The sequence below is a fragment of the Bradyrhizobium sp. AZCC 2176 genome (assembly GCF_036924645.1).
In the GTDB taxonomy this organism is placed as follows: domain Bacteria; phylum Pseudomonadota; class Alphaproteobacteria; order Rhizobiales; family Xanthobacteraceae; genus Bradyrhizobium.
The window spans coordinates 6,730,786-6,745,882 of the sequence record NZ_JAZHRX010000001.1 but is presented as its reverse complement, the minus strand read 5'-3'; the positions used below and the strand labels follow the sequence as shown (position 1 = coordinate 6,745,882).

Sequence of the window (15,097 nt, the reverse complement as noted above, 5' to 3'; positions counted from 1 at the left end):
TAGCGGATGGCCGGTAGAGTCCCTTCGCTTCAGACACGGGCCTGGATCGAGCGGCATACAAAGACTGTGGATCGCTAAAGCTGCGGGAGTTCAAGGGTCACTCCGAACAAGGGCGGCTGCTTTTTACGCCTGGTGGGTGACGGGAACCAAAGCATGGATAGCGCTTTTACTGGACAGCGCACAGCCGCCCTTGCGCGTTGCAGGGGATGCGTCTGGGATTGTTCATGAACAAGGTCAAGGATAAGAGACTAGCCCGGGCGGCGGCAAGCCTTCGGCGTGCTCCGGTGCTGGAAGGTAAGCCCTTTCCGCTTGGAGCCACCTGGGATGGCCTTGGCGTTAATTTCGCACTGTTTTCGGCTCATGCCACCAAGGTCGAGCTCTGCCTCTTCGATGACAGCGGAAAGAAAGAGATCGAACGCATTGAGCTGCCCGAATACACCGATGAAGTCTGGCACGGTTATATACCGACGGCACGTCCGGGTGCAGTCTACGCCTACCGGGTCCACGGTCCTTACCAGCCAGATGCCGGACATCGTTTCAATCCCAACAAGCTCGTGATTGATCCTTATGCTAAGCAGCTTGTGGGCGCGCTGCTTTGGGGACCGGAATTATTCGGCTATGAGCTCGGTCACTCGGACAAGGACAAGTCCTTCGATTCACGCGACAGCGCGCATCTTATGCAAAAATGCCGCGTGATAGACCCCGCCTTCACCTGGGGCCGTGCGGCAAAGCCCGAGGTGTCCTGGGACCGCACCATCTTTTACGAGATGCACGTCAAAGGTTTTACCCGAAGCCATCCGCTTGTACCGGAAAGCGACCGCGGTACCTTCGCCGGACTTTGCCATCCACATATCCCTGCTTATCTTCGCGCGCTTGGGATCACTAGCGCTGAATTCTTGCCGATCCATGCATTTGTGGACGATAGTTACCTTGTGGAGAAGGGCCTTCGCAACTATTGGGGCTATAACTCGCTTGCGTTCTTCGCGCCCGAGCCGCGCTATCTCAAGGCGCCCTTTGCGAATGAGTTCAAGGAGGCCGTCAATCAGTTTCATGCCCATGGCATCGAGGTGATCCTTGACGTCGTCTATAATCACACCGCCGAAGGGAACGAACTCGGGCCAACGCTTTCTTTCAAGGGCATCGATAACGCGAGCTATTATCGCCTGCTTCCGGACCAGAAGCGCTACTACATCAATGATACAGGTACCGGCAATACGGTAAACCTTTCGCACCCGCGCGTGTTGCAGATGGTCGCAGACAGCTTGCGCTACTGGGCGACCGAAATGCGTGTGGATGGTTTCCGCTTCGACCTTGCGACCATTCTCGCGAGGGAGCCCTACGGCTTCGATGAAGGCGGCGGCTTTCTGGATGCCTGCCGGCAGGATCCGATCCTTTCGTCAGTCAAGCTGATCGCCGAGCCATGGGATATAGGCCCCGGCGGCTATCAGGTCGGCCAATTTCCCCCTGGATGGGCGGAATGGAATGATAAATTCAGGGATGCGGTGCGTCGGTTTTGGAAAGGGGATGAAGGCATGACGCCCGAATTTGCGCGGCGCATCACCGCATCGGGCGACCTCTTCAACAAGCGCGGCCGCAGGCAATGGTCGTCCGTCAATTTCGTTACGGCGCATGACGGCTTCACACTGAACGACGTCGTTTCCTATAATGATAAACACAACGATGCCAACGGCGAAGGCAACCGCGACGGACACCCGGACAATCATTCGTGGAATCACGGCGCTGAAGGGCCCACTGATGATCCAGAGATCATCAAGCTTCGCGAGCAGCAAAAGCGCAATCTCTAGCGACGACGCTGCTGTCGCACGGGACACCTATGATCCTCGCGGGTGACGAGTTTGGCCATTCTCAGCTTGGCAACAACAACGCCTATGCTCAGGACAATGACACGACATGGCTCAATTGGCTCAGGATCTCCGGCGAAGGCCGCGCCTTGCGGGAATTCGTCCGCAAGCTAATCGCGACACGGCAGGCCTTTCCCATCCTGCATCGCTCTAGGTTTGTCATCGGCAACGTCAATGAAGAACTAGACGTGAAGGACGTGAGCTGGCTCGCTCCGAACGGCCGGGAGATGAGAACGGCGGATTGGGACAATCCGACCACGCGATGTTTCGGTATGCTGCTTGACGGAAGAGCCCAGGAAACTGGTGTCAAACGGCAAGGTTCGAATGCGACGCTGCTGCTTGTTTATAACGCGCATCATGATTTGGTCGAATTCGTCTTGCCCGAAGTGCCGCAGGGCCGCGCCTGGGCCGAGCTCATTGATACGCATGCACCGGATGTGACGTTGACGGTTTATCCGTTTGGCCACCGCTTAAAGGCCGCTGGTCGATCAATGCTGGTGCTCGGCCTGGCGACGGAAGAGACCATGACGCGACGGCTCCGCCAGGCGCTTGGTGCCATCATGGATGTCGCTGAATTCCCACTCTCGGTCTAGGCCACGCCTCCTTCTTCGAGAACCCGCAGGACGCCTTGCAATGGCACGGAAATCCAAGACGGCCGGTAGGAAAGCTCGTATTCGATCTCATAGAGCGCTTTTTCGAGCAAAAAGAAATTCAACATCGCCTTCATGTCCTCGGCGCGGTCGGGCCACAGAACCGAGGCGCCTATCGCCTCCTGATAAGCGGTCAGAAAGGCATCTGTCGTCTGCTCGCGCCACGCGAACAAGGCTCGCGACTCCGGAGTGTTGAGCTTTTCTGACATCCGCCTCTGCTGTCTCGAGGCCATGGCGGCGTAGTCCAGGGAGCGCAACACACCTGCGACATCGCGCGCAGCAGGAGCCTTGCGCCTCCGATCTGCCAAAGGTCGGCTGGGCTCGCCCTCGAAGTCTATGATGACTGCGTCCCCATTGGCTACAAGCACCTGGCCCAAGTGCAAATCGCCGTGATGGCGTATCTTGCAGCGGCCCAGCGAAGGACGGATGAGGTTAGCTGCGTAATCATATAGTCGAGGTTTGACCCGAAGCAGGCGCTCCATGAGGGGGCGGTCGTCCACATCCAGCGACGATTCCTCCAACCTCTTGAAGATGCGAGCAGCGCGCTCCATAACGTCGCCGATCCAGAAATCGAGATCGCCTTCGTCGATCGGCTCAGGCTTGAACGCCGCCACTTCGTCGCGGCTCGCCAAAGCGCGATGCATCTCCGCGACGCGGCAACCCAGTCGCCGCACCCAATGGAGATAATCTCGCCGTGCGGTGATCGCTTTGTCGCGTTCTTCAGAGCCTTTCCCCATAGCGTCAAGGTAAATGCTGAGGCGCTCGGCCGACCAGGTCCAGGCATCACCGCTGTTCGGCACAAATGCGTGAACAATACCGAGGGCATAACTCGCGGAAGTATGAGCAGCCTCGAGGTGGCCAAGCAGCGCAGGCGTATGCGCAAAATTCGCCGCCTCGGTCAGAAAGTGTCCCATCTCGACCTCCGGGTTTTGGCCGGGCTCGATTTGGCGGTAAAGCTTGACGACATAGTCCTGGTCAACCAGCGCCGTACTGTTGGATTGCTCGCCTTGAATGGCGCGGATCCGGGATGGAGTATTCGGAGGTTGACTTCCGAGTTTGCTCGTGGGCTTGAAGTCCAGCCGCCAACCCGAGCCAGCAATGGAAGCCTCCCGCCGAAGGTGATCGAGGAGCCGTCGGATGAAAGCCGGATCGGCGGCGACGTCGCACAGCAGTCCTTCACGCTCGCCCTGGTGCAAACGAGCCACGATGGATTTATCCAGTTCGGGACGCACATCACCGGGCCAGTCGACCCGTAAGGGCAGGAGATAGCGCGCGCGATGGTTGGTCTCGATAACGACGAAGGTGGTTGAGTCCGCGGCGAAAGGAAGGCTTGCAATGATCTTTGGCTTAATCCGCGTTTCAGAGTTGCCAGGGAACCACCTGGCTTTGGCGAGATACACTGGAAGAAAATGTCTTTCGAGAGCTGCGGTTACCTCGCTGTTCGCAACCCATGAAGAACCTTCCGGTATTTCCAAGAATGCGAGGCGTTCACCTGCGGCACTCATGTTCGTTAACCCAAGCACCGGAAAATAAGCACGGGATCGTGTATGGGATCGATCCAAAGCCGCATACCGCCATAGGCGACGGGCGAGGTCGGACCGGATTTGAGGTTTTCGAGCGCCGTCACGGGCTTCAAGTCGCCGTGGCCTTGCCGCACCTGCACATCACCGAGCGGAAGCCAGAATTCCCGGAAACCACCCGTTAATGCGATGACAGTCACGACTACGTTTGTCTGATCGGCGGAATGTTTGACGTAGGCAATGACCGAACTGTCCTCCACGGGCAGAAAGCGGATCGCAGAGGTCTGTTGCAGTGCCGGGTTTTCGCGCCGGATACGATTGATCTGGGCGATATAAGGCTTGATGTTTCCGGGCTTGTCCCAATCGCGGGATTTCAATTCGTATTTTTCGGAATTGAGATACTCCTCGCGGCCGGGTATCGGCTCATGCTCGAGGAGTTCAAAACCGTTATAGATGCCGTAGTTGCTTGATAACGTTGCGGCCAGCGCAAGCCGCGTCTTGAACGTCCATGGCTCGCCGAGCTGAAGGTGGAACGGCAGGATGTCGGGCGTGCTAACAAAGAAATTAGGACGATAAAATTCGCGCTCGGGGTAGCCCGCGAGCTCGTTCACATATTGCTCGATCTCCCATCTTTCCGTGCGCCACGTGAAGTACGTGTAAGACTGCGTGAAGCCGAGCTTGGCAAGCCCCTTCATGACTTTGGGCCTGGTGAATGCCTCCGAAAGGAAAAGCACGTCAGGATCACGCGCTTGTACCTCCTTGATCAGCCATTCCCAAAAGCGAAACGGCTTGGTGTGTGGGTTGTCGACACGAAAGATTTTGACGCCTTGCGAGACCCAGAACAGGACGACATCGCGCAACGCTCGGTATAACCCCTCAGCATCGTCCGACTCGAAATCAACATTCACGATGTCTTCGTATTTCTTTGGGGGGTTCTCCGCGTATTTCATCGAGCCGTCTGGACGGCGTTTGAACCATTCCGGATGCTGCTTGAGCCAGGGGTGATCCGGTGAACATTGAATAGCGAAGTCGAGCGCGACCTCCATGCCGGCGGCAGCGCATGCCGCAACAAACCGCCGAAATTCATCCAGGCTTCCAAGCTGCGGATGGATGGCATCATGTCCACCCTCATGTGAGCCAATCGCGTAAAAGCTGCCCGGATCACCGTCGACCGCCCTGAGAGCATTGTTGCGTCCCTTGCGGTTCGTGCGTCCAATCGGGTGGATGGGCGTCAAATACACGACATCGAAGCCCATGGCCTGGATGTCAGGAAGACGATCAATGCAGTCGTTCCACGTGCCGTGCTGTCCCGGGTGAGGACTCTGGCTGCGCGGCACCATCTCGTACCAGGAGCTGTAGCGAGCCTGGGGCCTATCCACCATGAGTGTAAGCGGCTTCGATCGGGTGAGATCCGTACGCTCTTGCCCTTCAGCCATCGCCTTTCTGAGGTCATCGGAGAGCAGGACCTCGCACTTGCCCGACTGTAAGAAGGCTTCGCATGCACGTGCAATCTTCACTGTAGCTTCCTGACCGCCGCTCACGGCGCGGGAAAGCAGGGAAGCTCCCTCCATGGCGTCAAGCTCGGTCGCCACATTGGCTTTCCGTTTTTGCTCAAAGCCATGTCGCCACGTCGCGAATTCGTCAGTCCACGCCTCAATCGCGTAGCTGTGGAGGCCCGTCTTCTCAGGCACCAAGGATCCCACCCAGCGGTCATTGCCATGGTGAATCATGGCGGTCCGCTGCCAATCGGATTCGGGCTCGCGGCGCCATATCAAGTCGGCGGCAACGACATCGTGGCCGTGGCGATAGATATCTGCCCAGACCTCGACGGCCTCGCCCACGATCCGTTTGACCGCAAAGCGGCCACAGTCAATTGAGGGGAAGATCTCCTCGATATGAAAAGCCTGTCTTATAGGAGCGCTCATGGCATGATGGGGACGCGGCAGCACAGAGACTTATGTACGAATGCCGGATGTGCCGGATTGGTTCCTGAGTGCTGCCGGCGCCTCGGGAAGGAACTGTTTGGGGATCACGCGGTTAGTCTTTCCGGACCATTTATTTGGTCTTCGGGCGACGCATTGAGCTACCAAAAGGCACTCGAATATTTCGAGCTGCTGCTACGCATCAGTGCTTATCCTCTTGCCACCACTAGTTCTAACGGACTGGTCGCTAAACATGCCGCGGCCAAAAGTGCGCGGCTGCGCGCATTAACGAGGAATGTCATCATGAGCCCGAAAACGGAGCCAATCGGCAACATGAAAAAGGACCCGGATGACGCGCAGGCATAGTATCGACGAACAAGCCGACAACACGCCTTGGGTTAAAGCTCTCGCGAAGGTGCAGCTGATGGCGGCGCGGGAGGGGTACTGCTACCAGCACGTCATCGCGGTGGCCATCGACCAGTACGCGGAGAAGGCGCTGGGCAATCGCGAGTACTTCCTCACCAAATCCTACAGCATTAGTGGTGGCAGGAAGGATCACGTCCCCTGATTGTTCGAGATTCAGGGAAATAAGCAAAAATGCCCGCTCGCCCTCCAGCATGGCGCTCCGATCACGCCGCCGCAACTGCGGTAAGCACGACAGTCCCTATTCGCCGGGGCAACTGGCGATGGGCAGCCGGAGGCGCGCCCCGCAGGCCATTGCTGAAAGCCAGGACCGCGGCCCAAGCTTATTAGTTTTTACGGATGGCTTAAGCCAAAGTCCGCGTTTGGCACCAAGTTCCGGACTCGTGCAACCCTGGTTGGATGATGATGGCGTTCCTCATCGCGGTTGCGCCGGGATCCGCATCCGGTATCAGCGCAAGGTCCGAGTCTCTCGGCGGGCCATCCCGCGCGAATTATCCCAGAGGCATAGCATTCCGTGATAATATGGAGAGGAACTGGGGAAACCGACCCCAATGGCCTTAGATCAGACCAAACGCAAGCTCGCCGCTATTCTCGCCGCCGATATTGCGGGCTATAGCCGGCTGATGGGTGCGGACGAGGAGGGCACGCTTGCTCGCCTCAATCTGCTTCGCCGCGAGCTGATCGATCCAAAGAACAAGCAACATCGCGGCCGCATCGTGAAAACGACCGGTGATGGAATTCTAATTGAGTTTCCAAGCGTGGTGGATGCAGTACGCTGCGCGATCGAGGTTCAGCAGGGCATGATTGACCGCAATGCCAACGTGCCGCAGGAAAAACGAATTGAGTTTCGCGTCGGGGTTAACCTTGGCGACGTGATGATCGAACGCCGAGACCTCTATGGCGATGGCGTGAACATCGCGGCGCGACTTGAGGCGCTGGCCGAACCCGGCGGTATATGTATCTCTCGTACAGTCCTCAGTCACGCGCGCGATAAGGTGTCTTTCGACGTCGAGGACGCGGGCGAACAAACGCTGAAGAACATCGCCCGGCCTGTCCACGTTTACCGTATCATCATCGATCCCAGCCAGAGGCCCGCGACGCGCAAAGCTGAGGTTCCGGCGCTCGCGTTGCCCGACAAACCGTCCGTCGCTGTGCTGCCATTCACCAATATGAGCGGCGACCCCGAGCAAGAATTCGTCTCCGACGGGGTCGCCGAGGATGTGATCACGGCACTATCGCACTATCCCTCGCTGTTCGTCATCGCCCGGAACTCGTCTTTCACCTACAAGGGTCGAGCGGTCGATGTGAAACAGGTCGGACGCGAGCTCGGCGTGCGCTATGTGCTCGAAGGTAGCGTGCGCAAGGCCGGCAATCGGATCCGCGTCACTGCGCAATTGATAGAGGCAGGAACCAGCAACCATGTCTGGGCCGAGCGCTACGACCGCGATCTCGCCGATATTTTCGCGATGCAGGACGAACTCACCGAAGCGCTGACGACCGCCCTGGCCCCCGCCATTGCAGACGCCGAGCTACGACGTGCCATGCGCAAGCCACCGGAGAGCCTTGATGCCTGGGCGGCCTATCAGCGCGGTCTGTGGCATCTGAGCAAAGCTACCCCAGACGACGATGCGACGGCAGAGACCTTTTTTAAGCAGGCGATCGATCTTGACCCGACTTTCGCCGGCGGCTACAGCGCGCTCGCCTTGTATCAGCTGCAAGCGGCCGCGATCTACCAGAAGCTGGATCTGCCAAACGCGCAACGCTCGGCCGAAGCCTTGGCCCGTCGCGCGGTCGCGCTCGATGGCGCCGATGCAGAATCGCGTTCATGCCTCGGCTGGGCCTTGCAAGCGCGCGGCGAGGCTGACGGTGCGTTGGCGGAGATCGAGCGAGCTCTCTCAATGAGTCCAAATCTGGCCATCGCGCATGGCCACAGAGGCGCGACGCTGATCTTCGCGGGACGGCCAAGGGAAGGACTCACGGCGCTCGAAACCTGCATCAGGCTCGACCCCCGCGATCCGTATCTGGCAGTACGTTTGTTGCACGTTGCGTGTGGTCTGTATTTCTGCAGCGAATACGAGGCTTCGATCGAAGCCTCGAAACGGCTGATCCGGTCGTATCCCGATTTTCCGATGATCTACCGCTGGCCCGCGGCGGCGCTGGGCCAGCTTGGGCGCACAGCGGAAGCAAGGGAGGCATTGGAGAAGGCCATCTCCCGCGCACCGGCGGCATTTGACATGTATGTCCGCAAGAGAACTCCGTGGTTTCGTCCGGAGGACCACGCTCATCTCGTCGAGGGTTTGCGCAAGGCCGGCTGGAAGGGTTGAGGCCGCATTGGCGTCCGTCGCCGTACCCGATCCGGACGGCCTGTGATTTACAGGCGAGTGTCCGATATGGGACCTATTGCGGACTTGCGACAGGCGGCGGCCTAATTGGAAGGGTGCGCTGGCGCACTCTAGTTTACCCCTCCAATCAGATGTAGAGTGCACATCCAGCAGAAAAGGAGGGCATGATGAAAATCGCCTTTCTTTCAACCCTGATCCTTGCAATGTCACTTTCGACGAGCGCCGGCTGCGCACAACAGCCCGCGCAGTGCCGAAACTTTGAGGCGACAATTGCGCTTCAGATGACCAAAGAAGGTTGCTCAAGCCAGATCGACCTTTGCACCGTCGGAACAGTGATGAGTAATGAGCCCGCTCTAGGTGGCGCAACGTGGTTTTTCACGGCGCACGGAATGGCCGAAACGGCAGGACTGCCTTCGTTGCCAAAAACACAGCAATCTTACGTGGGAACGGTGGTCGTCACGGCAAAAGGCGGGACAATCACAACCACCACTGCTGGCATTTACGACACTGAGTCGCTGGCCTTCAGCCAACTGGATAGGATCGTCAAGGGAACCGATCGATTTAGCAACTCCACCGGCCGGCTCATTTTTCTCACCGGCATCGGCCGGCAAGGCGGCGGATTTGAATCGCACGCCCGCGGCGAGTTGTGCGTGAACGAGTAACGCGGCGGGCCCGGCAAAACTTAGGTAAATCGGGACCACGATTGCGCGGCGTTAACGTGGAAGTCCCTCGGTTAGTTCATTTCAAGCCAAGTCTGCAATAAATACCAAGGAGAACCGCTCATGGCATCGATCACGGCAATTGCCAACGATTTCTTTGCCGCCTGCGAGACTGGAAAGGGCTGGGAAATCTGCAAGGCTTACTGTGCTCCAAACGCGACCTTCGCCGCTCAAGCCGAACCGCTTGCAGATATTAAAACGCTTGCGGAATACGCGGATTGGATGAGGGGGGTAACAACCGCTATGCCGGACAGCAGCTACGAGGTGAAATCCTTCGCTACCGATACTGAACGAAACAACGTCGCTGCCTATGCCATCTTTTCAGGCACTCATACCGGTCCCGGTGGTCCGTGTGAGCCAACCGGCAAAAAAACCACTTCAGACTACGTCTACGTGATACAATTCACCGACGACAAGATCAGCCACGTGACGAAGATCTGGCATTCTGGCATGGCTTTAAAGCAACTCGGCTGGGTTTGAGGGGCAACGCTCGAACTGTGGACACGTATGGTTCTGTGACTTGGGTGATTCAGAGGCGGGCGGCTTCACGCTACTATTGAAGCCGGCGAGATTCCCGTCCAGGCGACTTGGCCAAGAGACCTGCCATGCTCGTATGCAGCATCAACGACTGGTGTTTGGGATCGGGTTCTTCGGCTCCGAGCTGGCAGTGCTCTCTCGAAGTAGTGCTCTGGCAGCCTGCAGATCCGGTGTCCCAAAGCCCTCGGTGAACTGGCTATAGAGCGGGGTGAGCAGGTCGTGAGCCTCGCCGCGCCGACCCTGTTCTCTCCAAACTTCTGCAAGGCGTGTCGCCGCGCGCAACTCCCACAGCTTGGCGCCTTGCTGGCGCGCCGTTTCCGCCGCATGGACGAGCCGCGCTTCCGCGGCGGTCGGATCGGACCTCGGCCGTAGCAGCATCAGCTCGCCCATCATCCGATGGAGCTCGGCCTCGAACCACCGCTCGCCGGTTTCTTCCACTCGGTCCAGCGCTTCGCCAACAAGATCCAAGCCCTCGTTCACAGCGCCGGACCGGCCGTGGAGCTCAGCAAGCAGGCTTCGGAAATAGGGCACCAGGAAGCCCGCTCCGGTGGCCTGCCACATCGCAAGTCCCTCTCGGATCTGCGCGATACCAGCCCCAAAATCCCCAGCCTCGCCCAGCGTCCAGCCGCGAATAACGATGCCGGCTCCGAGGAAGTGTGGGGAGTCCTGCTCGGCTGCAAGCGCGATCAGCGCATTCGCCCGATCTCGGGCCTCGTCGTGGTCCTGGCGGAGCTGCGACAGGATGCAGCCGTAAAGCAGGGCATAGCCGAGGGTGTTGCGGTGGGACAACGCCTTCGCGTCTGTCAGTGCCTCTTCGCTCCTCGCCTGGGCCTGTTCGGGATAGCCGAGGGCGAACAGTCCCCAGGACAGAACGGACAGTCCCGCCACGCTTGGATCCTGCGCGAACAGGAAGGCAAGCGACCGATGGGCGGCCGGATCGTAGAGAGCGAGCGTCCGCTCCAGATGGGTGCGAGCAGCCACTAACTCGCCGCGAAGCAATTCAGCGGTTCCGACGATGCGGTTGCCAATGGTTTCGGCGGCAGCATCGTTCTGTTCCTGGGCGCGGCGGAGTAAATCCTCGCCTGCAGTTCGACCGGCCTCGAGCTCCGCCCTCACGACGTGAAAAACCCACTCCCCATAGAGAACACTAGTTGATTCGCACATCTTTGAGGGTCTCCCACGCCGCCGCCACGCCCAAGAAGTATTGGAGGCCGTGCCGCATGGTGATGGGTCCCGGTTTGGTGCGTGGGTAACCGTCCCATCCGCCGAGGCGAGCGATGATCCATGAGGCCCAAGCCAGGCTTTGCGGGGGATGTGGATTGCTTTGGAGTGCGGTCCTGCCCTCGTATTTGGTGGCAAGCGCGGCGAGGAGTTTGATCTGCTCTTCATTGAACACGTTGCTGGCTGGCTCGGTGCTGCGTCCGTCGCGCGCTTGAACGAGCTGCAGGATCATGACGGCAGCTTTGGCGGCAATCGCGGTGAGCTTGAGCAGCCGATCGGCCGTTTCGATCCGGCTGTCCTCGAGCTGGAGACCCTGAGTTTTGATCAGGCGAAACAGCTGTTCGATAATCCAGCGCCTTTTGTACCAATTGACGATCTGCCAGGCGGACGCGACATCGCTCACGTCATGGGTCGTCAGCAGGTACCAATGCAGCGGCTCGACGCCTGCTGGCGGATCGACTTCAGCGACCTCGACCAGAGTAAGCTCGACTGTCTTGGGTAAATCGAACGATGCGTTCTGCGGCCTTTTGAGGGTGACCCGACCGAAACGCAGCACGAGTTTGGCTTGCCGGGCGGGTCGATCGGCACGCGCCACAACATCAATGGTCGCGGTGTCGATGATGGGCCAGCTGGCGGTGGTGGCATACATGCTCGCCCGGTCCGCCAGCAGGCGATCATGCATGCTCCGCGTCAGCAGATGGAAGTTTGAGGCCGATACGCTCGCCCATTTGGCATAGATATCGCCCTCGCGATCGTCGATCACCGTGACCCTCGCGGCCGCAGACAATACCTGCTTGGCCCGATTGGCCGTGCTGATCCAACGCTCCGATTCCTTCTGCTCCAGCGGCCGCTTGTCATGCGGCACCGTTACCCGGCCCTGGCGCGTCCAGATCTTGCCGGCAACCAGACCCAGACATGCGTCGCTGTCGGCATCCACCGCGGCCATTGCATGCAACAGCAAACCGTGGCCGGTCCCTTTGCCGATCTCACCCAGCCCGCGCCGGCGCTCGGGCTTGGTTCTAAAGTTGATCTCGCTTGTATCCTGGATCGCCAGCACGTGCCGGCCAGCCACTGCAACGGCCGTTTGTTCCCCCCAGCCTGCGAGCAGCGCTTCCAGGGTCACGTTCTCATTGGCGAGAAATCGGCCGAATTGGACGATCTTGGCCCGATCACCCTCCGCCACTCGCCGCAAGCACGAACTGGCGCGCGTGACCATTCCTTCGAGCAGGGCCGCCCCCCTTTATCGAGACGACCGTCCCCGAACCGACCAAGCCTGAATTGTTCGTTCAACATCTTGGCACCTCAACAGAATCGAAGTGCCAGACATAGAATCACACTAACTTCTCCCTACGGAAGGCCAAATCAAAAGGCCGAGTCATTCAGTCGCAGCCACGATGTGTGCATCAACTAGATAGAGAACAGGGAAGAGCCGCGACGTGTCGCCGAGGCGCTCGCACAAGTCTCGGGCCAGTGCGTTGGCCCGCCCGACCTCCGGTGCGGCCCAGCCCTTCGCAGCCATCAGGGCGACACCGAGTGCGACTTGCAGTTCGAGCTCCCGCCGCGATCGTGCGGCGTCGTCGGGGAGAGCAGCGATCAGCTCGAGCCCTTTGCTCAGTTGCGTGATCGCCTCTGCGGTGGCCGAGCGCGCGATCTCTGTTTGTCCCGCCCTCAGCCAATAGTCGATCGCCGGTTCGGCCAGCCCCGCCTCCATATAGTGGTGGGCCAGAAGTTCGGGCTGCGCCTGCACCGTCTCCGGAAAATGCTGCTCGAGCGCGCCGGCGATCCGGGCGTGCAAGCGCTGCCGCTTCGCGCGCACCAGAGTCGCGTAGGCGGCGTCCTGCACGAGCGCATGCTTGAAGCTGTAGGTCGCCTGAGGCGGCGTCCCGCGCCGGAACACCAGGCCCGAGCCGACGAGGTCGTCCAACGCCGCCTGCAGGTCGCTCTCCGGCAGCGCCGCGGCAATCGCGAGCAGTTCGTGCGAGAATTCCCGGCCAATCGCCGCCGCGACCTGGGCAACCTCCCGGGCCGGGGCCAGCCGGTCGAGCCGCGCCAACAGCGACTCCTGGAGCGTGGTTGGGATCGCCATCGGCGGCAGCGGCCCCGCGAGCGAGTAGTGGTCGCCCTCATCGCGTAGCAGATTGGTCTCCAGCACGGTCCGCGTCAGCTCCTCGACGAACAGCGGCACGCCGTCCGTCTTGGCGACGATCTGGTCGAGCACCGGAGGCGGCAGTGCCTTGCCGCCGCTCAGCCGCGCGACCATGGCCGCGCCCTGCCGGCGGCTCAACCGGCTCAGGGTCAGCGCCGTGACATGGGCATGGCGCGTCCAAGGCGGCGCGAACTCGGGCCGGAAGGTGATGAGAGCGAGCACGGGGGCGCCCTGCACCCGGTCGACCAACAGATCGAGGAGCTCGAGCGAGGTCGGATCTGCCCAGTGCACGTCCTCATACAGGGCGAGGACGGGCCGGCGCCTTGCGAGCCCTAGGACCTGGTCGACCAGCTCCTCGAGCGTCCGTTCCTTCTGCCGATGCGGGCTCATATCGAGCGGCGGGTAGCGCGCATCCGTCTCGAGCGACAGCAATGCCGCGAGCAGCGGGGCCACCGTGGTGACATCATCGGTCGATAGCGTAAGCAGCGCCTCGAGCTTATCGAGCCTCGTTGTGGCAGGATCATCCGCGACGAAGCCCGCCGCGCGCTCCAAATGCCCAATCACCGGATAGAGCGGGCTGGTCTGATGGTGCGGTGAGCAGTAGTGGCCCAAGGCGATATGCGGCTCGTTCTCAAGTCGCCCGCGCAGCGCCCGCACGAGGCGCGACTTGCCGATGCCAGGCTCGCCCGCCAGCAGCACCACCTGGCCCTCACCCTCCTTGGCCCGCTCCCAGTGCTCAAGCAGCAGGCCGATCTCATTCTCGCGACCGACCAGCGGCGTCAGGCCTTCGCCGTGCAACGCCTCGAACCGGCTCTCGGCGCTGCCTTCCCCGACCACGCGCCATGGCCGCACCGGAACGGGAAATCCCTTCAAGATCTGCATGCCGAGCTCGGCGAGCTCAAACAGCCCACCAATGAGCTCCCGGGTCCGGGCGGAGATCACCACCGTCCCCGGCTCGGCCAGACTTTGCAGCCGCGCCGCGAGATTCGGCGTGTCGCCGACCACCGTCTCCTCGCGCGCCGCGCCTTCGCCGATCAACTCGCCGACAACCACCGGGCCGGTCGCGATCCCGACTCGGGCCGCCAGCGCCTCGCCATGCGGCGATCCCAGCCTGTGCACCGCCGCGGCCGCCGCGAGCCCGGCCCGCACTGCGCGTTCGGCCTCATCCTCATGGACGCGCGGATAGCCGAAATAGGCCAGCACACCATCCCCCATGTACTTCGCCACGTGCCCTTCGAACCGCGCGATCGCGCCTGCCACTGCGCTGTGATAGGTCCGCAGGACTTCGGCCATTTCCTCCGGATCGAGTCGCGCCGCGAGCGCGGTCGAGTTGACCAGGTCGACAAACATCACGGTGAGCTGGCGGCGCTCGGCCTCGGGTGCAAGCGAGGCTTTCCCGGCGACAGCGGCGGGTGCGGCCGTGGCAGGGATGACCGTCGAAATTGAGCCGGCGCGCAGGTTGGCAATGGCGGCGAGCAGCTTGCGGCGATGGCCGATCGAGGCGACGCCGAGCCCGATCAGATCCTCGGCCGTGAGGTCGATGAGGACCTCGGCATCGATGTCGTTCTCCCGGAACGCCTGTTCGTACTGTCCCAGCCCCAGACCACACAGCCAGGCCGCGACATCCATGGGCTCCTCCCGGTTCGCATCTTCAGAGCACCACGTCTGTCAGACTACTGCAAAATGGCCGGGAGGGCACCGGGAAACGCCACGAGCTGACTGCATGTGAAGGAAAGTTGCTGGCACCTTTGAGAC

The 15,097-nt window shown here is 60.5% G+C and carries 9 protein-coding genes and 2 pseudogenes; 6 read left to right on the top strand and 5 right to left on the bottom strand.

Annotated elements, in window-relative coordinates:
- The first annotated feature begins 224 nt into the window (after positions 1-224).
- Positions 225-2,455: pseudogene (gene glgX, locus V1288_RS31975) on the top strand (glycogen debranching protein GlgX).
- On the opposite strand, the gene V1288_RS31970 reads toward glgX, so the two are convergent.
- Positions 2,452-4,017 (bottom strand): putative maltokinase, encoded by a 1,566-nt coding sequence (locus tag V1288_RS31970; protein WP_334360805.1) that lies wholly within the window; start codon positions 4,015-4,017, stop codon positions 2,452-2,454. The pseudogene glgX and the gene V1288_RS31970 overlap by 4 nt on opposite strands.
- Before the next feature lie 5 nt (positions 4,018-4,022).
- Positions 4,023-5,957 (bottom strand): alpha-1,4-glucan--maltose-1-phosphate maltosyltransferase, encoded by a 1,935-nt coding sequence (locus V1288_RS31965; RefSeq protein WP_334360804.1) that lies wholly within the window; start codon positions 5,955-5,957, stop codon positions 4,023-4,025.
- A gap of 153 nt (positions 5,958-6,110) precedes the next feature.
- Between V1288_RS31965 and V1288_RS31960 the strand changes: the two genes are divergently transcribed.
- The 5 genes from V1288_RS31960 to V1288_RS31940 all read left to right on the top strand — a co-directional run bounded on the left by V1288_RS31960 (position 6,111) and on the right by V1288_RS31940 (position 9,918).
- Positions 6,111-6,320: a hypothetical protein gene (locus V1288_RS31960; RefSeq protein WP_334360803.1), complete on the top strand. Its 210-nt coding sequence runs from the start codon at positions 6,111-6,113 to the stop codon at positions 6,318-6,320.
- Positions 6,304-6,522, top strand: a complete 219-nt coding sequence (locus tag V1288_RS31955; RefSeq protein ID WP_334360802.1) for a hypothetical protein — start codon at positions 6,304-6,306, stop codon at positions 6,520-6,522. The genes V1288_RS31960 and V1288_RS31955 overlap by 17 nt, the downstream gene beginning before the upstream one ends.
- Before the next feature lie 406 nt (positions 6,523-6,928).
- Positions 6,929-8,701, top strand: a complete 1,773-nt coding sequence (locus V1288_RS31950; RefSeq protein ID WP_334360801.1) for an adenylate/guanylate cyclase domain-containing protein — start codon at positions 6,929-6,931, stop codon at positions 8,699-8,701.
- Positions 8,702-8,886: 185 nt separating this feature from the next.
- Positions 8,887-9,381 (top strand): hypothetical protein, encoded by a 495-nt coding sequence (locus V1288_RS31945; protein WP_334360800.1) that lies wholly within the window; start codon positions 8,887-8,889, stop codon positions 9,379-9,381.
- 120 nt (positions 9,382-9,501) lie between these two features.
- Entirely contained in the window at positions 9,502-9,918 is a 417-nt protein-coding gene (locus V1288_RS31940) for an ester cyclase (RefSeq protein ID WP_334360799.1), read from the top strand.
- 141 nt (positions 9,919-10,059) lie between these two features.
- Here V1288_RS31940 and V1288_RS31935 read toward each other — a convergent pair whose 3' ends face one another.
- The 3 genes and pseudogenes from V1288_RS31935 to V1288_RS31925 all read right to left on the bottom strand — a co-directional run.
- On the bottom strand, positions 10,060-11,139 hold the full coding sequence (locus V1288_RS31935; RefSeq protein ID WP_334360798.1) for a hypothetical protein: 1,080 nt from the start codon (positions 11,137-11,139) through the stop codon (positions 10,060-10,062).
- Positions 11,123-12,412 carry an IS4 family transposase gene (locus tag V1288_RS31930; protein WP_334356785.1) on the bottom strand — a complete coding sequence of 430 codons (1,290 nt, stop codon included), beginning with the start codon at positions 12,410-12,412 and terminating at the stop codon, positions 11,123-11,125. Before V1288_RS31930 ends, V1288_RS31935 begins: the two co-directional genes overlap by 17 nt.
- 195 nt (positions 12,413-12,607) lie before the next feature.
- Positions 12,608-14,971: pseudogene (locus V1288_RS31925) on the bottom strand (AAA family ATPase); the annotation flags it as partial.
- Between the last annotated feature and the right edge of the window lie 126 nt (positions 14,972-15,097).